This is a genomic window from Bacillus sp. 7894-2 (assembly GCF_002272225.1).
GTDB lineage: Bacteria > Bacillota > Bacilli > Bacillales > Cytobacillaceae > Cytobacillus.
In genome coordinates this window covers 46,545-65,371 of the sequence record NZ_NPDG01000144.1, presented here as the reverse complement: position 1 = coordinate 65,371, position 18,827 = coordinate 46,545, and the positions used below count along the sequence as shown (strand labels likewise).

General features: G+C 44.8%; 20 protein-coding genes and 1 other annotated feature. All 20 genes read left to right on the top strand.

The window, feature by feature from the left end; genetic code table 11:
* Positions 1-363: 363 nt before the first annotated feature.
* The 20 genes from CHI10_RS20625 to rplK all read left to right on the top strand — a co-directional run bounded on the left by CHI10_RS20625 (position 364) and on the right by rplK (position 18,620).
* Positions 364-828, top strand: coding sequence for a CtsR family transcriptional regulator (locus CHI10_RS20625; RefSeq protein WP_483294964.1), 465 nt, complete (start codon positions 364-366; stop codon positions 826-828).
* Between the two features lie 23 nt (positions 829-851).
* Positions 852-1,400, top strand: coding sequence for a protein-arginine kinase activator protein McsA (gene mcsA, locus CHI10_RS20620; protein ID WP_095246024.1), 549 nt, complete (start codon positions 852-854; stop codon positions 1,398-1,400).
* 1 nt (position 1,401) lies between these two features.
* The gene (gene mcsB / locus CHI10_RS20615) at positions 1,402-2,481 is read left to right on the top strand and encodes a protein-arginine kinase McsB (protein ID WP_095246023.1); all 1,080 of its coding nucleotides are present in this window, start codon (positions 1,402-1,404) and stop codon (positions 2,479-2,481) included.
* A 4-nt stretch (positions 2,482-2,485) separates the two neighbouring features.
* A complete protein-coding gene (clpC, locus tag CHI10_RS20610) occupies positions 2,486-4,936 on the top strand; it encodes an ATP-dependent protease ATP-binding subunit ClpC (protein ID WP_095246022.1) in 2,451 nt (816 codons plus the stop codon).
* Between the two features lie 312 nt (positions 4,937-5,248).
* On the top strand, positions 5,249-6,628 hold the full coding sequence (gene radA / locus CHI10_RS20605; RefSeq protein ID WP_095246021.1) for a DNA repair protein RadA: 1,380 nt from the start codon (positions 5,249-5,251) through the stop codon (positions 6,626-6,628).
* Between the two features lie 2 nt (positions 6,629-6,630).
* The gene (gene disA, locus CHI10_RS20600) at positions 6,631-7,704 is read left to right on the top strand and encodes a DNA integrity scanning diadenylate cyclase DisA (protein ID WP_095246020.1); all 1,074 of its coding nucleotides are present in this window, start codon (positions 6,631-6,633) and stop codon (positions 7,702-7,704) included.
* Between the two features lie 219 nt (positions 7,705-7,923).
* Entirely contained in the window at positions 7,924-9,012 is a 1,089-nt protein-coding gene (locus CHI10_RS20595; protein WP_095246019.1) for a PIN/TRAM domain-containing protein, read from the top strand.
* Between the two features lie 171 nt (positions 9,013-9,183).
* On the top strand, positions 9,184-9,870 hold the full coding sequence (ispD, locus tag CHI10_RS20590) for a 2-C-methyl-D-erythritol 4-phosphate cytidylyltransferase (protein ID WP_095246018.1): 687 nt from the start codon (positions 9,184-9,186) through the stop codon (positions 9,868-9,870).
* Between the two features lie 14 nt (positions 9,871-9,884).
* A complete protein-coding gene (gene ispF, locus CHI10_RS20585) occupies positions 9,885-10,370 on the top strand; it encodes a 2-C-methyl-D-erythritol 2,4-cyclodiphosphate synthase (RefSeq protein WP_095246017.1) in 486 nt (161 codons plus the stop codon).
* An 84-nt stretch (positions 10,371-10,454) separates the two neighbouring features.
* Positions 10,455-11,912, top strand: a complete 1,458-nt coding sequence (gene gltX / locus CHI10_RS20580) for a glutamate--tRNA ligase (RefSeq protein ID WP_095246016.1) — start codon at positions 10,455-10,457, stop codon at positions 11,910-11,912.
* Positions 11,913-11,958: 46 nt separating this feature from the next.
* Positions 11,959-12,187, top strand: a binding site (T-box leader).
* A gap of 106 nt (positions 12,188-12,293) precedes the next feature.
* Entirely contained in the window at positions 12,294-12,962 is a 669-nt protein-coding gene (cysE, locus tag CHI10_RS20575; RefSeq protein WP_095246015.1) for a serine O-acetyltransferase, read from the top strand.
* Positions 12,943-14,346 (top strand): cysteine--tRNA ligase, encoded by a 1,404-nt coding sequence (cysS, locus tag CHI10_RS20570; RefSeq protein ID WP_095246014.1) that lies wholly within the window; start codon positions 12,943-12,945, stop codon positions 14,344-14,346. Before cysE ends, cysS begins: the two co-directional genes overlap by 20 nt.
* Positions 14,347-14,349: 3 nt before the next feature.
* On the top strand, positions 14,350-14,775 hold the full coding sequence (locus CHI10_RS20565; protein WP_095246013.1) for a Mini-ribonuclease 3: 426 nt from the start codon (positions 14,350-14,352) through the stop codon (positions 14,773-14,775).
* Positions 14,772-15,515 carry a 23S rRNA (guanosine(2251)-2'-O)-methyltransferase RlmB gene (gene rlmB / locus CHI10_RS20560; RefSeq protein ID WP_095246012.1) on the top strand — a complete coding sequence of 248 codons (744 nt, stop codon included), beginning with the start codon at positions 14,772-14,774 and terminating at the stop codon, positions 15,513-15,515. Before CHI10_RS20565 ends, rlmB begins: the two co-directional genes overlap by 4 nt.
* 2 nt (positions 15,516-15,517) lie before the next feature.
* Positions 15,518-16,027, top strand: a complete 510-nt coding sequence (locus CHI10_RS20555; protein WP_095246011.1) for an NYN domain-containing protein — start codon at positions 15,518-15,520, stop codon at positions 16,025-16,027.
* A 70-nt stretch (positions 16,028-16,097) separates the two neighbouring features.
* Positions 16,098-16,754: an RNA polymerase sporulation sigma factor SigH gene (gene sigH / locus CHI10_RS20550; RefSeq protein WP_009336536.1), complete on the top strand. Its 657-nt coding sequence runs from the start codon at positions 16,098-16,100 to the stop codon at positions 16,752-16,754.
* 101 nt (positions 16,755-16,855) lie between these two features.
* Positions 16,856-16,999: a 50S ribosomal protein L33 gene (gene rpmG, locus CHI10_RS20545; protein WP_095246010.1), complete on the top strand. Its 144-nt coding sequence runs from the start codon at positions 16,856-16,858 to the stop codon at positions 16,997-16,999.
* A gap of 135 nt (positions 17,000-17,134) precedes the next feature.
* Positions 17,135-17,317, top strand: coding sequence for a preprotein translocase subunit SecE (gene secE / locus CHI10_RS20540; protein ID WP_035332319.1), 183 nt, complete (start codon positions 17,135-17,137; stop codon positions 17,315-17,317).
* A 132-nt stretch (positions 17,318-17,449) separates the two neighbouring features.
* Positions 17,450-17,983 carry a transcription termination/antitermination protein NusG gene (gene nusG / locus CHI10_RS20535; RefSeq protein ID WP_095246009.1) on the top strand — a complete coding sequence of 178 codons (534 nt, stop codon included), beginning with the start codon at positions 17,450-17,452 and terminating at the stop codon, positions 17,981-17,983.
* Between the two features lie 211 nt (positions 17,984-18,194).
* Positions 18,195-18,620 carry a 50S ribosomal protein L11 gene (gene rplK / locus CHI10_RS20530; protein WP_009336545.1) on the top strand — a complete coding sequence of 142 codons (426 nt, stop codon included), beginning with the start codon at positions 18,195-18,197 and terminating at the stop codon, positions 18,618-18,620.
* Positions 18,621-18,827 lie beyond the last annotated feature (207 nt).

Sequence of the window (18,827 nt, the reverse complement as noted above, 5' to 3'; positions counted from 1 at the left end):
TTAGATAAATTCAAAAACCTGCAAGATAAATCTCCAATCATGCTAGATAAACCTCCAAACACGCTAGATAAAACGCGTCACCCCATCTTCAAAAAATCTAAAAACAGCACACATCCAGCTTTGCGATCCCCACCCCACCCAAAAAACAATCAACCATACACATAAGCTGTCATCCAAAAAACTTCCCTCAGTCAAGCACAAACCCGCCCAGCCAAAAATATATTGTTATCGACATTAACTTCCATTATCAGGTTTGGGAAGTCAAAAAATGGGGGAAAATTATTAATACCCGCCAATTGCAAGAAATTACATAAATCATGTATAATTAATGTCAAATATAGTCAAAGTCAGATAGGGGGAGGCCTGGTGAGAAATATATCCGACATAATTGAGCATTATCTCAAACAGGTTTTAGAGAAGAGCGAAAGGGAAATCGTGGAAATTAAAAGAAGCGAAATCGCTGACAAATTCCAGTGTGTTCCTTCTCAGATCAATTATGTGATTAACACCCGTTTCACGATTGAAAAAGGTTATGCAGTAGAAAGTAAGCGGGGCGGCGGTGGCTTCATCCGGATTATGAAAGTCCAGTCCTATGACCATGCTGATTTGATTGACCAGTTAATATCTTTGGTGCAGAGCAGGATTGCCCAGAGCAGTGCGGAGAATGTCATCTACCGTCTCGTAGAAGAAGAGATTATAACACACAGGGAAGCTAAAATAATGCTTAGTGTTATAGACCGTTCTGTTTTGTATATTGACCTTCCTTTCAGGGATGAGCTGAGGGCAAGAATGCTTAAGGCAATGCTGACCACTTTGAAATATAAATAGTAGTGAGCTGGAGAGGTGAAGTCATGATTTGTCAGGAATGTAATCAAAGGCCGGCCACGCTGCACTTTACTAAGGTTGTAAATGGCGAGAAAGCAGAGTTTCATCTTTGTGAGAAATGCGCACAGGAAAAAGGTGAAATGTTTATGCTGGGCAGCGGGGCCGGTTTTTCAATAAATAACTTGCTTGCTGGCCTTTTGAATATTCAGCCTGCCTTTCAGGGGTCGGGCGAGGATCCTTTCCAGCAGGAGAAGGTTCTGCAGTGTGAGCAATGCTCCCTGACCTTTCAGCAATTTATTAAAGTTGGCCGTTTTGGATGCGCCAGCTGCTATGAGACTTTTAAAGATCAATTAACCCCCATTCTCAGAAGGCTGCACAGCGGGAATTCTTCACACAGCGGGAAAATCCCGGCCAGAATCGGGGGAACCATTCACTTGCGCAGGAATATGGATGATTTAAAAAATCAGTTAAAAGAAATGATTTCCAAAGAAGAGTTTGAGAGAGCGGCAGAATTGAGAGACGAAATAAGGAAATTGGAAAAGCAGCTCAATGCCGATCAAAAGGGAGGGGAGTAGCTTGTCGCTGGAACGTTTCATAAATCAAGCTATCAGCTCCTGGATGAGTGCAGAAGGCCCTGATTCCGATATTGTATTAAGCTCACGGATCAGGCTCGCCCGCAATATAAAGCAATTTAAATTCCCTACCTTATTTTCAAATGAAGAAGCAGAAGCAGTCATTGAAAAAATAAAGGCAAGGGTGGAGCATTCTTCTTTTTCAAAACTTGGGGAAATGGAGCTTTTATTAATGGATAGCCTTCAGCCGCTTCAAAAAAGAGTGCTGATGGAAAAGCATCTGATCAGTCCCCATCTTGCTGAGAATTCAACTCATGGTGCCTGCCTTCTTTCTGAAAATGAAGAAGTCAGCATCATGATTAATGAAGAAGACCATATAAGGATTCAATGCCTGTTTCCGGGGTTTCAGCTTTCTGAAGCCTTAAATATGGCAAATGAAATTGATGATTGGCTGGAGGAAGAAGCCGATTATGCATTTGATGAAGGTATTGGCTTTTTAACAAGCTGCCCCACAAATGTAGGAACCGGGCTCAGGGCATCGGTTATGATGCATTTGCCGGGCCTCGTTCTCACACACCAAATGAACCGGATTATCCCGGCAATTAACCAGTTAGGTTTAGTTGTTAGAGGAATTTACGGGGAAGGCAGCGAAGCTTTAGGTAACATCTTTCAAGTTTCAAATCAGATTACTCTCGGAAAATCCGAAGAGGATATCGCCGAGGATCTGAAAAGCGTTGTCAGTCAGCTGATTTCTCAGGAAAGATCGGCAAGGCAAGCATTAGCAAAGACTTCTAACATACAATTAGAAGATAGAGTCTTCCGCTCTTATGGCGTTTTATCAAACAGCCGGATCATTGAATCAAAGGAAGCAGCACAATGCTTGTCAGATGTTCGCCTGGGGATTGATATGCAATACATCAAAAACATATCAAAGAATATATTGAATGAGCTGATGATCCTGACACAGCCCGGCTTCCTGCAGCAATATGCAGGCGGGCCGCTCAGACCGCATGAACGTGATATCCGCAGAGCTTCATTAATTAGGGAAAGATTAAAAATGGAAGATCAAGAGTTGGGAGGATGAAATTATGATGTTCGGACGATTTACGGAAAGAGCTCAAAAAGTATTGGCGTTAGCACAGGAGGAAGCAATCCGTTTAGGACATAATAACATCGGAACAGAGCATATTCTGCTTGGGCTTGTACGCGAGGGTGAAGGAATTGCGGCTAAAGCTCTGTATGCTTTAGGCCTCGGCTCTGATAAGATCCAAAAAGAGGTTGAGAATTTAATTGGCAGGGGGCAGGATGCTTCCCAGACCATTCACTATACACCGCGTGCCAAGAAAGTGATTGAACTTTCCATGGACGAAGCAAGAAAGCTTGGCCATTCCTATGTAGGAACAGAGCATATCCTGCTTGGCCTGATCCGTGAAGGCGAAGGAGTTGCTGCGAGGGTATTGAATAACCTTGGAGTAAGCCTCAATAAAGCGCGCCAGCAGGTGCTTCAGCTGTTAGGCAGCAATGAGTCCGGCAGCCATCAGGGAGGATCCGCAGCCAATGCGAACACACCGACATTGGATGGATTGGCACGTGACCTGACTGCTATTGCCAGAGAAGGAAGCCTCGATCCGGTTATAGGACGAAGCAAAGAAATTCAGCGTGTAATCGAAGTATTAAGCCGCAGAACGAAAAACAACCCCGTTCTCATTGGTGAGCCTGGTGTAGGTAAAACAGCCATTGCAGAGGGCCTTGCGCAGCAGATTATTAACAATGAAGTGCCGGAGACTCTTCGCGATAAAAGGGTTATGACGCTTGATATGGGTACAGTGGTTGCCGGAACGAAGTATCGCGGTGAATTTGAAGACCGCCTGAAGAAGGTAATGGATGAAATCAGGCAGGCAGGAAACATCATCTTATTCATTGACGAGCTTCATACATTAATAGGTGCAGGAGGAGCAGAAGGAGCGATTGATGCTTCCAATATCCTAAAGCCATCTCTTGCGCGCGGTGAACTCCAGTGTATTGGTGCCACTACACTTGATGAATATAGAAAATACATTGAAAAAGATGCGGCACTTGAAAGAAGGTTCCAGCCTATTACGGTTGATGAGCCGACTGCCGAAGAATCTGTTCAAATCCTTGAGGGACTGCGCGACCGTTACGAGGCCCATCACCGCGTAACCATTACAGATGCAGCGATTGAAGCAGCTGTAAAGCTGTCAGACCGCTACATTTCAGACCGCTTTCTTCCGGATAAGGCGATTGATTTAATCGATGAAGCAGGTTCAAAGGTAAGATTGCGTTCGTATACTACGCCTCCAAATCTGAAAGAGCTTGAGGTTAAGCTTGAGGATGTAAGAAAAGAGAAGGATGCAGCCGTACAAAGCCAGGAATTTGAAAAAGCGGCTTCCTTAAGGGATACGGAGCAGCGCCTGCGTGAACAGCTGGAGGAAACGAAGAAAACCTGGAAAGAAAAGCAGGGCCAAGAAAACAGTGAAGTGACGGTTGAGGATATTGCCAATGTGGTAGCCAGCTGGACCGGAATCCCTGTTTCGAAGCTTGCCCAAACTGAAACAGAAAAGCTTCTTAATCTGGAAGAAATCCTTCATTCCCGTGTAATCGGGCAGGAAGAAGCCGTTAAGGCCATTTCAAAGGCTGTCCGCCGTGCCCGTGCAGGCCTTAAAGATCCGAAGCGCCCGATTGGCTCGTTTGTATTCCTTGGGCCGACAGGGGTAGGTAAAACAGAGCTGGCCCGTGCATTAGCAGAAGCTATGTTCGGTGATGAGGATGCGATGATCCGCATCGATATGTCAGAATACATGGAGAAGCATTCCACATCCCGTCTGGTCGGGTCTCCTCCAGGTTATGTAGGGTATGAAGAAGGAGGCCAATTAACCGAAAAAGTCCGCAGAAAACCATATTCTGTTGTGCTTCTCGATGAAATTGAAAAGGCCCACCCTGATGTATTCAATATCCTATTACAGGTATTGGAAGACGGAAGATTAACAGACTCGAAGGGAAGAACTGTTGATTTCCGCAATACCGTTCTGATTATGACATCCAATGTAGGTGCTGAAGCGCTTAAGCGGAACAAATACGTTGGCTTTAACATCCAGGATGGGGAACAGGATTACAAAGATATGAAAGGTAAGGTAATGGAAGAGATGAAGAAGTCCTTCCGTCCTGAATTCCTAAACCGCATCGATGAAATTATCGTTTTCCATGCATTGGAGAGAAAGCATCTACAGGAAATCGTTTCGCTTATGTCTGATACATTAACGAAACGTTTGAAGGAACAGGATATTGCACTGGAATTAACAGATGCAGCCAAAGAAAAAATCTCGGTTGAGGGCTATGATCCTGAGTACGGAGCACGTCCGCTCCGACGTGCCATTCAAAAGCATATTGAAGACCGTTTATCCGAAGAGCTGTTAAGAGGAACAGTCCTGACCGGACAAAGCGTGGTAATCGATGTAAAGGATGGAGAATTTGTGGTGAAAACCACAGAACCAAGCAGAACAGCAAACCTTCAAAAATAAGGTTGTAACGGACCATAATAAGACATCAGATGATCACACACAGCAAAAAGGTACACGTCCCTGTTATACGTGTACCTTTTTGTACTCTTTCAGGCTATTTTTAAAAGCAGTCTTAAAAGAGGTTTATTCAGGCGTTTTATGTTAATTTTAAGAGAGAAAAAGATATCTGGACAAAAACATTTTAAGACCCGCTGGAAAAGGGAATAGGAAGTAAACGTACTTCTTTCATCACTGGTTCTTTCACGCAAGGCCGGTAATAATAAGATTTTCCTTTACCGCGGCTGGTATGAATGTACAGAGAGGGGAAGAAGTATGGCTAAAAGAAAAACGAAATTCATGTGCCAGGAATGCGGCTATGAATCAGCGAAATGGATGGGAAAATGTCCGGGGTGCGGGCAATGGAATACGATGGTGGAAGAGGTCGAGAAGCCAGCTTCAACGAGAAGAGGCGCTTTTGCACATTCACAGGGAACGGCCATAGCGGCAAAAGCTACGCCGATTACATCCATCGAAACAGTCAGCGAACCCCGCATACATACCGATTTAAAAGAATTAAACCGTGTCCTCGGGGGCGGTATTGTAAGAGGCTCCCTTGTTCTTATCGGGGGAGATCCGGGCATCGGGAAATCAACGCTTCTGCTTCAAGTATCCTCACAGCTGGCGAACAAAAAACATTCTGTTCTCTATATATCAGGGGAAGAATCCATGCGCCAGACGAAGCTGCGGGCTGACCGATTGGGTGTTTCTTCAGACAGTCTGCTCGTTTATTCGGAAACCAGCCTTGAAGAAATCAGCAGAACGATTGAAACAGTCAACCCTGACTTTGTCATTATCGACTCCATACAGACGATTTTCCATCCGGAAGTCACATCGGCGCCGGGGAGCGTTTCCCAGGTTCGGGAATGTACCGCTGAACTGATGCGCATTGGCAAAACGAAGGGAATCGCCATTTTTATCGTAGGGCATGTTACAAAGGAGGGCTCCATTGCGGGTCCTAGACTTCTGGAGCACATGGTGGATACGGTTTTATACTTTGAAGGTGAACGCCATCATACATACCGGATTTTACGGGCTGTAAAAAACAGGTTCGGGTCAACAAACGAGATGGGCATTTTTGAAATGAAGGAATTAGGGCTGGAGGAAGTGGCCAATCCATCGGAAATTTTCCTCGAAGAGCGGTCACAGGGGGCTGCCGGTTCAACAGTCGTTGCTTCCATGGAGGGGACGAGGCCAGTTCTGGTTGAAATTCAGGCGCTTATTTCCCCGACAAGCTTTGGGAATCCGCGACGAATGGCAACCGGAATCGATCATAATCGGGTTCCGCTCCTGATGGCCGTTTTGGAAAAACGGGTCGGAATGCTCCTGCAAAATCAGGATGCCTACCTAAAAGTCGCTGGCGGAGTAAAGCTTGATGAACCGGCAATTGATTTGGCCATAGCGGTCAGCATTGCGTCGAGTTTTCGGGATAAGCCGACAAAAGCAACAGACTGCATCATCGGAGAAGTAGGACTTACAGGCGAAGTCAGGAGAGTCTCAAGAATCGAACAAAGAGTACAGGAGGCGGCCAAGCTGGGCTTTGAACGGGTCATCCTGCCGGCGAACAATCTTGGCGGCTGGAGCGCACCGGGTGGAATTGAACTAATCGGAGTAAGCTCTGTAGGTGAAGCGCTAAAGGCTGCGTTAGGGGGATGAACATGGAGACTAAAAAAATGGGCGAAAAAACAATGAGTGAAATCCTTCGGTTCATGGCTCCGGGTACGCCTATCAGGGAAGGGATTGATAATGTTCTGCGCGCCAATACAGGCGGGCTGATTGTATTGGGCTCAAAAGAAAAGCTGAGCAACCTTGTGGATGGGGGTTTTCAGATTAATTGCCCATTTTCACCGAGTTATCTGTATGAGCTGGCCAAGATGGACGGGGCTATTATCTTAAATGAAGAAGGAAACATGATTCTGATTGCGAATGCCCAGCTTGCTCCTGATCCCGGCGTACCATCTACGGAAACGGGCATGCGGCATCGCACGGCTGAGCGGGTAGCGCGGCAAACAGGCGCATTAGTGATTGCCATTTCCCAGAGACGTAATGTCATTACCCTTTATAAGGGGCATTCCCGTTATGCGCTAAGGGATATTGGCGTTATTTTAACGAAGGCGAATGTAGCCGTCCAGACGCTTGAAAAATATAAGGTGGTTCTTGAACAGAGCATCGGCAATCTCAGCATCCTGGAATTTGAGGAGCTTGTTACCTACAGTGACATCCTCCATGTTTTTCATAATATCGAAATGGTTCTGCGCATTAAAAATGAGCTGCTTACCTATTTAAGTGAACTGGGCACCGAAGGAAGGCTGATCCGGCTCCAGATGAATGAACTGCTTGTGGAGCTTGAACGGGAAGCAGAATGGATTATTAGAGATTATGCTCAATCAAGAGACATCGACTCCAAGGAAGCCCTTGTCAAACTGCAGGTGCTTTCAAAAGGGGAAATGCTCGAAGACTCTGTCATCCTAAAGCTTTTGGGCTATAACGGGTATATTCACACGGAAGAATTCAAATGCCCACGCGGCTTCCGCATGCTGAATAAAGTTCCGCGCCTGCCGCCAATTATTATTGATAATCTGATTAACCGGTTTGAAGAATTCCCGAATATCATCACGGCAACTGTAGAGGAGCTCGATGAGGTGGAAGGAATCGGGGAAGTGCGGGCAAGAAAAATTAAAGAGGGACTTAAGCTCATAAAGGAGCAGGTTTTTGCGGATCGCCAGCTATAAAGAGACCATTGAACTATGTAATTGGTTATGCTAAAATGGTTGGTTAATTATTTGACAGTTTATTGCCAATGGTGCTAACCTTAAAGTGGAAGGAAGTATTAATTAAAACAGGTCTTTTACTATCGTGAAATAATTAACAAGGAACAAAAATGAAAATACCCGGGATTCAGGGTTTCAATTTTGTGAATTTGTTTATAATGAGTAAAAGGAGGTGAAGGAATGTTAAAACGTATTGTACAGGCATGCTTCCTTATTATTGGGGTAACGCTTGGAATATTTTTAATTCCTGACTTATTAAAATTAATCAGTTTAGATGACATTCCTCTTTTAAACAATCCATACGTGTCCGCCATTTTAGGTGCTATTATTTTTTATCTTTTAACTTTTTGGGCGGTTGATCATGTCGTCAATTTCGTGAGATGGGCAGAAGAATCACTGGTAAAAGTACCTATAACAGATATTATTTTTGGAAGTGTCGGCCTGGTTTTTGGATTAGTCATTGCCTTTTTAATCGGATACGCCCTAAGTACGATTGAGGTGCCGATACTGAATACCGTTGCTCCCATTGTGCTTACGCTTATATTCGGCTATCTGGGATTTCAGGTTGGCTTTAAAAAGCGGGATGAGCTTTTAAGCTTATTTTCCAGCAAGAAAAAGAAGAGCAGTGAAGAAGAACTTGAGCCTGAAGCTCCACCTAAAAAGTCACTCAAGATCCTTGATACAAGCGTTATCATCGATGGCCGCATTGCTGATATCTGCCAGACTGGCTTTTTGGAAGGCACGATTGTCATTCCGCAGTTTGTGCTTGAAGAACTTCAGCATATTGCTGATTCATCAGATGTATTAAAGCGCAACCGAGGCAGACGGGGTCTGGATATATTAAACCGGATTCAAAAAGAGCTTTCGATTAATGTGGAAATTTATGAAGGTGATTTTGAAGAAATCCAAGAGGTCGACAGCAAGCTGGTGAAGCTGGCTAAGTTAACGAATGGCGTCGTTGTGACCAATGATTTTAACTTAAACAAGGTTTGTGAACTGCAAAAAGTGGCAGTCCTTAATATTAATGATCTGGCTAATGCGGTCAAACCGGTTGTGCTGCCAGGTGAAGAAATGAAGGTACAGGTAATAAAAGACGGCAAGGAACAGAATCAGGGGATTGCTTATCTGGACGACGGCACGATGATCGTGGTGGAAGAAGGCAGAAACTACATTGGCAAACATATTGATGTACTTGTCACAAGTGTTCTGCAGACATCAGCCGGAAGAATGATCTTTGCAAAACCCAAGCTTCTGGAAAAGGCTTTATAATGTAGGATTGAAAGTGGGACAGAACGTGCAGGGAGAATGATTTCCCTGCCTTTTTGCCTGCTTTTTTAACAAATAAGAAAGTATTAACTGTCTAGCTCCAGCGCCTTCCCCCCTCGAGGTGTCGGGGGTGACCAGGGCGCTTGCGCTTTTCTAAAAAGAGGAGTCAAAAATATGAATTATCAAGCGATTCTCCCGGCGGCCGGGCAGGGGAAACGAATGGGAGCCGGAAAGAATAAGCTTCTTCTGGAAATTGGGAATGTCCCTGTGTTTATACATACGTTAAGAGTTTTTGAGAGTGACCCGGAGTGCACAGGCATTTTACTGGCCATTAATCCTCAGGATGAGGAAGAAATGTGCAATCTCTTAAAAAAGCATCAGATTAAGAAGGTGGCTGCTATGGTTGAAGGCGGTAAGGAAAGGCAGCATAGCGTCTATAATGCGACCAAGGCAGCTTCGGGCGAGGAAGTAGTGCTGGTTCATGACGCTGCCCGTCCTTTTATTACCCGGGATTTACTGCAGCCTCTGGTGAAAGCAGCCTGGGAAAAAGGAGCTGCTGTTCTGGCAGTGCCGCTGAAGGATACCATTAAAAAAGCTGACGGGCATTTAATCACAGAAACGCTTGAACGTTCCTATCTGTGGGCAGTTCAAACTCCACAGGCCTTTCGCGTTTCTTCCCTGCTTGAGGCACACCGCAAGGCAGACGAAGACGGCTTTTTAGGAACAGATGATGCGAGCCTCGTGGAGCGGTTAGGCAATGAAGTGGTGATTGTTGAGGGAAGTTACGATAATATTAAGCTGACAACGCCGGAAGATATTTATTTTGCGGAAGCAATTATAAAGAAAAGAAGTCATATGTAAAGGGGATTGTGATCATGTTTCGGATTGGACAAGGATTTGATGTTCACCAGTTTGCTGAAGGACGCCCGCTGATTATCGGGGGTATTGAAATACCATATGAGAAAGGGCTTTTAGGGCATTCAGATGCAGATGTCCTGCTGCATACAGTGGCAGATGCCTGCCTTGGGGCCATTGGAGAAGGGGACATTGGACGGCATTTTCCTGATACCGATCCTGAATTCAAGGATGCCGATTCGGCAAAGCTGCTGCAGCATGTATGGGGAATCGTAAAAGAAAAAGGGTATGAGCTGGTTAATGCAGACTGCACCATCATCGCCCAGAAACCGAAGATGGCTCCACATATCGGTAAAATGCAGGAGCGGATTGCAGAGCTTCTGGAAACCGAGAAAGAAAATATTAATGTGAAAGCAACAACTACAGAAAAGCTTGGCTTTACGGGACGGGAAGAGGGAATCGCTTCCCAGGCCGCTGTTTTGCTGAAAAAGATAGAGAACCGTTAAAATTACCTTTCAGAAGAAAAACCTGAGTGTTAAAATATAGCTTACGATAAACTCAAGATTCAAGATTTTAAGGAGGCAGTCAGTATGTCAAATGAAATCCGCGTCCGCTACGCTCCGAGTCCGACTGGGCATTTACATATCGGAAATGCGAGAACGGCGCTTTTTAACTATTTGTTTGCAAGAAGCAAAGGCGGAAAGTTCATCATCCGCATTGAGGATACAGATAAGAAACGGAATATTGAAGGCGGCGAGGAAAGCCAGCTTCATTATTTAAAGTGGCTTGGCATGGATTGGGATGAAAGCATTGACAGGGAAGGCGAATACGGCCCGTACCGCCAATCTGAAAGAAATCATATCTATGAAACCTACTACAAAGAATTGCTCGAAAAAGGGCATGCCTATAAATGCTATTGTACGGAAGAGGAGCTGGAAGCAGAGCGTGAAGCTCAATCTGCAAAAGGCGATACTCCTGCTTACTCAGGAAAATGCCGCCATCTGACAGAGGAAGAAAGAGCTGCGCTTGAAGCTGAGGGCAGAAAGCCGAGCATCCGCTTCCTTGTTCCAAAAGGCCAGATGCTGACATTCAATGACATGGTAAAAGGGGAAGTGTCATTCGAGTCGGATGGCTTCGGGGATTATGTCATCGTCAAGAAAGATGGCACGCCTACCTACAACTTTGCGGTAGCAGTGGATGATCACCTGATGAAAATCTCTCATGTTCTGCGCGGGGATGACCATATTTCCAATACGCCTAAGCAGCAGATGATTTATGAAGCATTGGGCTGGGACCTTCCGGTGTTTGGCCATATGACTTTAATTGTCAATGAAAGCCGCAAAAAACTGAGCAAGCGCGATGAGACGATCATTCAGTTCATTGAACAATACGAAGAGCTCGGCTACTTGCCGGAAGCACTCTTTAACTTTATTGCGCTTCTTGGCTGGTCTCCTGCAGGGGAGGAAGAGATTTTCTCGAAAGAAGAATTCATCGATATCTTTGATGAAAACCGCCTTTCAAAATCTCCGGCCCTTTTCGATAAGCAGAAGCTTGAATGGATGAATAACCAGTACATGAAGAAGCTAGATCAGGAGCGATTGGTGTCCATTTCAGCCCCTCACCTGGTGAAGGCAGGGAAGATCAGCGAAAACTGGCAGCAGGAAAACGAAGAGTGGGTTAATAGCCTGATCACTCTTTACCAGGAAAAAATGAGCTTTGGCGCTCAGATTGTCGAGCTTTCAGAACTGTTCTTCACAGCGGAAATGACCGTTGATGAAGAAGCGAAGGAAGTTCTGGCTGAAGAGCAGGTTCCTGAAGTGCTGTCTGCATTCCTGACGGAAATTGACGCACTTGCAGAATTCAAAGCAGATGAAATTAAAGCGGCTATGAAGGCTGTGCAGAAATCAACAGGACACAAGGGCAAAAAGCTCTTCATGCCTATCCGTTCCGCAACGACCGGCCAAACCCATGGACCGGATCTGCCGCAGGCTATCGAGCTTTTAGGAAAAGAAAAAGTAAAATCTCGTTTAATGAGCATTATTGGTTAACATCTTGGAGAAAATGTAATATAGTATTAAGTAAATTATTCTATATTGAAAAGTGTTGAAGAGGAAAAGTAAGAAAAAAGATGCTTTTTAGAGAAAACCATCACCGGCTGAAAGTGGTTTAAGCCTCTCTTTATTCTGAAGTGCGCCTCTGAGCCTCAATTCGAACGGATGCCATGCTTCCAAGTAGATTTGAGCGGAAACTTATCCGTTAACAAGTTAAAGTTGAGGCTGTTTTAGCCTAAACAGAGTGGAACCGCGCGTAAAGCGTCTCTGTCCGATTGTGGCAGAGGCGCTTTTTTTATATGCAAAATCCGCAACAAATTAGTATATGAGAAAAACATTAATAAAAAAGAAGATCTACGTCAGGAGGGGAAATGAACCATGTTTGCAAGAATGAAGGAAGATATCGAAGTGGTATTTGAACAGGATCCGGCAGCAAGAAGTTATTTGGAAGTAATATTAACCTACTCAGGATTGCATGCTGTCTGGTCACACCGCATTGCCCACGCTCTTTTTAAGCGGAAGTTTTATTTTCTTGCAAGAGTGGTTTCCCAGATCAGCCGCTTTTTCACAGGAATTGAAATTCATCCGGGAGCAAAGATCGGCAGACGCTTTTTTATCGACCATGGCATGGGGGTTGTCATCGGGGAAACATGTGAAATCGGTGATAATGTAACAGTTTTTCAGGGTGTGACACTGGGAGGAACCGGGAAGGAAAAAGGCAAGCGCCATCCTACCATTAAGGACAATGCGCTGATTGCAACAGGGGCGAAGGTTTTGGGCTCAATTACAATTGGCGAGAATTCTAAGGTGGGTGCAGGCTCTGTTGTTCTTCATGAGGTTCCGCCAAATTCAACAGTAGTCGGGATTCCTGGAAGAGTGAAAATTCGGGATGGTGTGAAAATCAGCAAGGATTTAAATCATTGTGATCTTCCCGATCCAATTGCAGACCGGTTTAAGGAACTGGAAGGGGAGCTGCGGGAATTAAAAATGGAAGTGGAAACATTGAGGAAAGAAAGGAGCCAGATTCATGGCCATTCAAATCTATAATACACTTACTCGTCAAAAAGAAGATTTTATTCCCCTGGAAGAGGGAAAAGTGAAAATGTATGTGTGCGGGCCAACCGTTTATAACTATATCCATATAGGGAATGCCCGTCCGCCGATTGTATTTGATACGGTAAGAAGATATCTTGAGTTCCGCGGCTTCGATGTACAGTACGTCTCCAATTTTACGGATGTGGATGATAAGCTGATCCGCGTGGCTAATGAATTGGGAACGGATGTTCCGGCAGTTGCAGAACGGTTCATTAATGCCTATTTCGAGGACGTTTCTGCTCTCGGCTGCAGAAGGGCTGATGTCCACCCGAGAGTGACAGAAAGCATCGATATCATTATTGAATTTATCCAGACATTGATTGATAAAGGCTTTGCGTATGAATCAGAGGGAGATGTCTATTACCATACACGGAAATTTGATGAGTACGGCAAGCTTTCCCATCAGTCCATTGATGAATTGCGTGTCGGCGCCCGCATTGCGGTCGGGGAGAAGAAACAGGACTCCCTTGACTTTGTTCTTTGGAAAGCGGCGAAGGAAGGGGAAATCGCGTGGGAGAGTCCTTGGGGGCAAGGAAGACCCGGATGGCATATCGAATGCTCGGCGATGGCGAAGAAATACCTTGGGGAAATGATTGACATCCATGCCGGCGGTCAGGATCTGGCCTTCCCGCATCATGAAAATGAAATTGCCCAGTCGGAAGCACTGACAGGAAAAACCTTCGCCCGCTACTGGATGCATAACGGGTATATTAATATCGACAACGAAAAAATGTCCAAATCACTGGGGAATTTCGTCCTGGTTCATGACATTATCCAAAAGCATGACCCGCAGGTTTTAAGATTTTTCATGCTGTCGGTTCATTACAGGCATCCGATCAACTACAGCGATGAGCTTCTGGAAAACACACGGACAGGGCTTGAGCGCATTAAAACGTCTTATCACAATTTGCAGCACCGCAGAGAAGCAAGTGTGAACCTGACCGATAATAATCAGGAGTGGCTGGATAAAATTACGGCTCTTCATGAGCAGTTCATTCAAGATATGGATGATGATTTTAACACAGCGAATGCTGTATCCATTTTGTTCGAACTGTCTAAGCTTGCGAATTATTATCTGATGGAGAAAAACACAGCTGTGGAAGTGATCGATGCTTTCATGAAAGAATTTGAAACGCTGTTTGATGTATTGGGACTTTCACTTGAAGAGGCACATGCAGACCTTCTGGATGAGGAAATCGAACAGCTGATTGAAGAGAGGCAGCAGGCCAGAAAAGAGCGAAATTTCGAACGGGCAGATAAAATCCGCGATCAGCTGAAAGAAATGAATATTATCCTTGAAGATACACCGCAGGGAATCAGATGGAAAAGAGGCTAAGCAATGCTTCACTATGAAAACAAAGTAGATGAAAAACAATTGAATAGTCTTGCCCTGGCGTATATGGGAGATGCAGTATTTGAAACCTATATACGGCACCATCTCCTGCAAAATGGACGGGTCCGGCCTCATTTTCTCCATAAGGAGGCGACCCGGTATGTTTCTGCAAAAGCCCAGTCCCTGATCATTCATGAATTAATAGACGCTAAGCGGCTGACTGAAGAAGAACTGGCAGTTGTCCGCAGGGGGCGGAATGCCAAGTCCGGTTCAGTGCCGAAAAATACAGATGTCCAAACATACAGATACAGCACAGCTTTTGAATCACTGATCGGCTATCTGTTTTTAGCGAAAAGACAGGAGCGCATGGAAGAGCTGATTCTGGAATCCATTGATTTAGTTGAGAAAAAGAAAGGAGGAGCGGTAAAATGAGCCAGGATTTTATCATTGGGAAGAATCCCGTCATTGAAGCGTTGAAGTCAGAGAGGGATATTAATAAGATTTTTATTGCAGAAGGTTCGCAGGGCGGGCAGATGCAGCAGGTAATCGGTTTGGCGAAGTCAGCCGGGGTCCTCGTCCAGTTTGTACCCAAGAAAAAAATAGATGGGATGGCAGAGGGAAATCATCAAGGTGTCATCGCACAGGTTGCTGCCTATCAATACGCAGAAATCGATGATCTGTTTGCAGCTGCAGAAAAGAAAAATGAAGCACCATTCTTCCTGCTGCTGGATGAAATTGAAGATCCGCACAATCTGGGATCCATCATGAGAACGGCCGATGCAGTCGGTGCCCATGGGATCATTATTCCGAAGAGGAGAGCGGTCGGGCTGACAGCAACGGTAGCTAAAGCATCAACAGGGGCGATCGAGTATATTCCGGTTGTCCGTGTTACCAATATGTCCAGGACGATTGATGAATTAAAAGAAAGAGGCGTCTGGATCGCCGGTACGGATGCAAAAGGAAAACAGGACTACCGCCAGATGGATGGAGCGATGCCTTTAGGCCTTGTGATTGGCAGTGAAGGAAAAGGAATGGGCCGCCTGATACGTGATAAATGCGACTTCCTAATTAACCTGCCGATGGCTGGACATGTTACTTCCCTTAATGCATCAGTTGCGGCTGCACTGCTCATGTATGAGGTTTATCGGAAACGGCACCCGCTTGAGGGATAAAAATGGACATCCTTCTTGTTGACGGATACAACATAATTGGTGCTTGGCCGGAACTCAGGGAGCTCAAAAACAAGGATTTATCATCTGCCAGAGACCGTCTGATTGAAAAAATGGCCGAGTACCAGGGATATTCCGGGTACAGAGTGATTGTCGTGTTTGATGCCCACTATGTAAAGGGCACTGAAAAAAAGTTTAAAAATTCAAAGATCGAAGTTATTTTTACGCGGAATAATGAAACGGCCGATGAACGCATCGAAAAACTGGCTATCGATCTCAGTAATATTAAAACTCAAATTCATGTAGCAACCTCCGATTTCACAGAGCAGTGGGTCATATTTGGCCAGGGGGCCCTAAGGAAATCAGCGAGGGAGCTCTTGAATGAAATGAATTTGATTGAAAGCAGCATCGAAAAAAAAGTAAAAAAAATTCAGGAGAAAAAGCCAGTTTCCAAGATACATCTCAGCGATGAAGTGGCAGAAATTTTTGAAAAATGGCGCAGAGGAGGCCAATGAGCGGTTGACGCTTGAAAAAACCGTGCTGTATAATGTTTCTAACCATGCTTGTACGGTCGGGGGGATCTAAGTGAGTGCTGACTTCAAGACAATCGACGAAAATCTTATAGACTTTATACAGCTAGAGGACGAAGAAATAGTGGAGCTCGTGCATAAGGGCGAGAGTGAGGCGCTGGATTATCTGATTCATAAGTACCGCAACTTTGTCCGGGCAAAAGCAAGATCCTATTTTTTGATTGGCGCAGATAAAGAAGATATTGTACAAGAGGGAATGATCGGCTTATACAAGGCGATCCGTGATTTTAAAGAGGACAAGCTGTCTTCATTTAAAGCGTTTGCCGAGCTGTGCATCACCAGGCAAATCATCACCGCCATTAAGACGGCGACCCGCCAAAAGCATATTCCGCTGAACTCGTATGTGTCTCTGGACAAGCCCATTTATGATGAGGAATCAGACAGAACGCTTATGGATGTTATCTCCGGGGCGAAGGTTATGGACCCTGAAGAGCTGATTATCAACCAGGAAGAATTTGATCATATTGAAGTGAAAATGTCCGAGCTTCTGAGTGACCTTGAACGCAAGGTGCTTGCCCTTTATTTGGACGGGCAGTCCTATCAGGAAATTTCCGAAGAACTGAACCGCCATGTGAAGTCGATTGACAATGCTCTGCAGCGGGTGAAAAGAAAGCTGGAAAGATATCTGGAAGTGCGGGAATTTTCCCTGTAGACAGAATTTGCCAACACCTTGCTTTTTTTTGCAGTTATTGACATGATTTAGGGTGCGTGTTAAAGTTTTAAGGGCGTAATGTGACTTAGTAGGTGGAAATGATGACGAAAAAAGTAATATTGGCATGCTCTGTATGTGGTTCCAGGAATTATTCCACTGCGGGCAAAGATGATGCTGTACGGCTGGAATTGAAGAAATTCTGCAGCACATGCAGTGCTCATACGATCCATAAAGAAACAAAGTGATTATATAGATAAGAAGTTTGTTCTTTTAATAGACTGAAGCTGAGTGTTTTAGGCAGATTGGAAGACCGGTCTGATTTTGAAGCCGCTTTCGCTTCTTGTTAAAGGATATATCTTTCGAAAGTTGGGGGTTACGAAATGCAGCGCATCGTGAATTTTTTCCGTGAAGTTGGCCGGGAAATGAGAAAGGTCAGCTGGCCTAAACGCAAAGAGCTGACAAGCTATACTGTTACCGTACTGGCTACAGTTACGTTTTTCGCTCTGTTTTTTGCAGTGCTTGACCTGGGAATTTCTGAATTGATTCGTATAATTCTTGAATAACCCCTGAGTTTCCATGGTATAATGGAGAATAACACAGGAAACATTTGCAAAGCCCGGAAACGGGTTTTTTAATTTGGAGAAAAATAATAAATTGTTGAATACAGGGAGGGAAGGACGAACAAGTCCTCGTGAATGGAAAAGAATTGGTATGTTGTTCATACGTACTCCGGCTATGAAAATAAAGTAAAAGCCAATCTGGAGAAACGTGTTGAATCAATGGGTATGCAAGATAAGATCTTTCGGGTGGTAGTCCCTGAAGAAGAAGAAACAGAATTTAAGAACGGCAAGAAAAAGGTAGTGAAGCGCAAGGTATTCCCTGGTTATGTACTGGTGGAAATCGTGATGACAGATGATTCCTGGTATGTAGTAAGAAATACTCCGGGTGTAACCGGATTTGTAGGTTCGGCAGGTTCAGGCTCAAAGCCGACTCCGCTATTGCCTGAGGAAGTTACTCAAGTTCTTAAGCATATGGGTGTTGAAGAAGCCCGCTTTGATATCAACTTTGAGATCGGCGAAACGGTAAAGGTGAACGAAGGTCCGTTTGCGAACTTCACAGGCTCTATTGAAGATATTGATAAAGATAAGGCAAAGATTAAAGTGCTTGTGAACATGTTTGGCCGCGACACTCCGGTTGAACTTGATTTTTCACAGATTGAAAAACTGTAAGAATCAGCCTTCTGTGAAAGTACTTTTATATATCTTTGTAAAAAAACTTGAAATTGGCTTTGAAAAGTGATAATATTTCAAAGGTCAGTATGTCTCGGACAAAGAGACTGGACAGTAGTTAAAAGTTCTTTATCTTAATATAAAGACTATAAGTTGAGTGGGAGGGAACTTTCCCTATTACCACATCACGGACTTTAAGGAGGTGTGTCTCGTGGCTAAAAAAGTAATCAAACTTGTAAAGCTGCAAATCCCTGCAGGTAAAGCGAACCCTGCACCACCGGTTGGACCGGCACTAGGTCAAGCAGGTGTTAACATCATGGGATTCTGTAAGGAATTTAACGCTCGAACAGCTGAACAAGCTGGCTTAATCATTCCTGTTGAAATCACGGTTTTTGAAGACCGTTCATTTACATTTATTACGAAAACTCCTCCTGCTGCAGTTCTTCTTAAGAAGGCGGCTGGAATCGAGTCTGGTTCTGGTGAACCAAACCGTAATAAAGTAGCAACAGTCAAGCGTGACAAGGTACGCGAGATTGCTGAAACAAAGATGCCTGATCTAAACGCTGCAAGCGTAGAAGCTGCAATGCGTATGGTTGAAGGTACTGCACGCAGCATGGGTATCGTTATCGAAGACTAATCCATGTATGAAGCAGATTAAGGGATGAGGTTGCGACGTTGAATTTGGTTTCACTCGCAACCTTTGTTCTGTCAAGAGCGGGCGCCTTAATGGGCGCCTCCGCTTTTCGTGTTGAGCAGCGGCGCCTAGCACCTCGAGGTCATAAGCCAATCCTCCCGGAAAGGTAAAGAACACCTTTCAGTGAGGCTCGTCTTATGCTTGTCGGGG

Coding starts and splice junctions, on each gene's coding strand:
- CHI10_RS20595 (WP_095246019.1), top strand. CDS start 7,924: ATGTTAAAACGTATTGTACAGGCATGCTTCCTTATTATTGGGGTAACG.
- clpC (WP_095246022.1), top strand. CDS start 2,486: ATGATGTTCGGACGATTTACGGAAAGAGCTCAAAAAGTATTGGCGTTA.
- cysE (WP_095246015.1), top strand. CDS start 12,294: ATGTTTGCAAGAATGAAGGAAGATATCGAAGTGGTATTTGAACAGGAT.
- nusG (WP_095246009.1), top strand. CDS start 17,450: ATGGAAAAGAATTGGTATGTTGTTCATACGTACTCCGGCTATGAAAAT.
- mcsA (WP_095246024.1), top strand. CDS start 852: ATGATTTGTCAGGAATGTAATCAAAGGCCGGCCACGCTGCACTTTACT.
- disA (WP_095246020.1), top strand. CDS start 6,631: ATGGAGACTAAAAAAATGGGCGAAAAAACAATGAGTGAAATCCTTCGG.
- cysS (WP_095246014.1), top strand. CDS start 12,943: ATGGCCATTCAAATCTATAATACACTTACTCGTCAAAAAGAAGATTTT.
- gltX (WP_095246016.1), top strand. CDS start 10,455: ATGTCAAATGAAATCCGCGTCCGCTACGCTCCGAGTCCGACTGGGCAT.
- CHI10_RS20565 (WP_095246013.1), top strand. CDS start 14,350: ATGCTTCACTATGAAAACAAAGTAGATGAAAAACAATTGAATAGTCTT.
- ispD (WP_095246018.1), top strand. CDS start 9,184: ATGAATTATCAAGCGATTCTCCCGGCGGCCGGGCAGGGGAAACGAATG.
- radA (WP_095246021.1), top strand. CDS start 5,249: ATGGCTAAAAGAAAAACGAAATTCATGTGCCAGGAATGCGGCTATGAA.
- CHI10_RS20555 (WP_095246011.1), top strand. CDS start 15,518: ATGGACATCCTTCTTGTTGACGGATACAACATAATTGGTGCTTGGCCG.
- secE (WP_035332319.1), top strand. CDS start 17,135: ATGCAGCGCATCGTGAATTTTTTCCGTGAAGTTGGCCGGGAAATGAGA.
- ispF (WP_095246017.1), top strand. CDS start 9,885: ATGTTTCGGATTGGACAAGGATTTGATGTTCACCAGTTTGCTGAAGGA.
- rpmG (WP_095246010.1), top strand. CDS start 16,856: ATGACGAAAAAAGTAATATTGGCATGCTCTGTATGTGGTTCCAGGAAT.
- rlmB (WP_095246012.1), top strand. CDS start 14,772: ATGAGCCAGGATTTTATCATTGGGAAGAATCCCGTCATTGAAGCGTTG.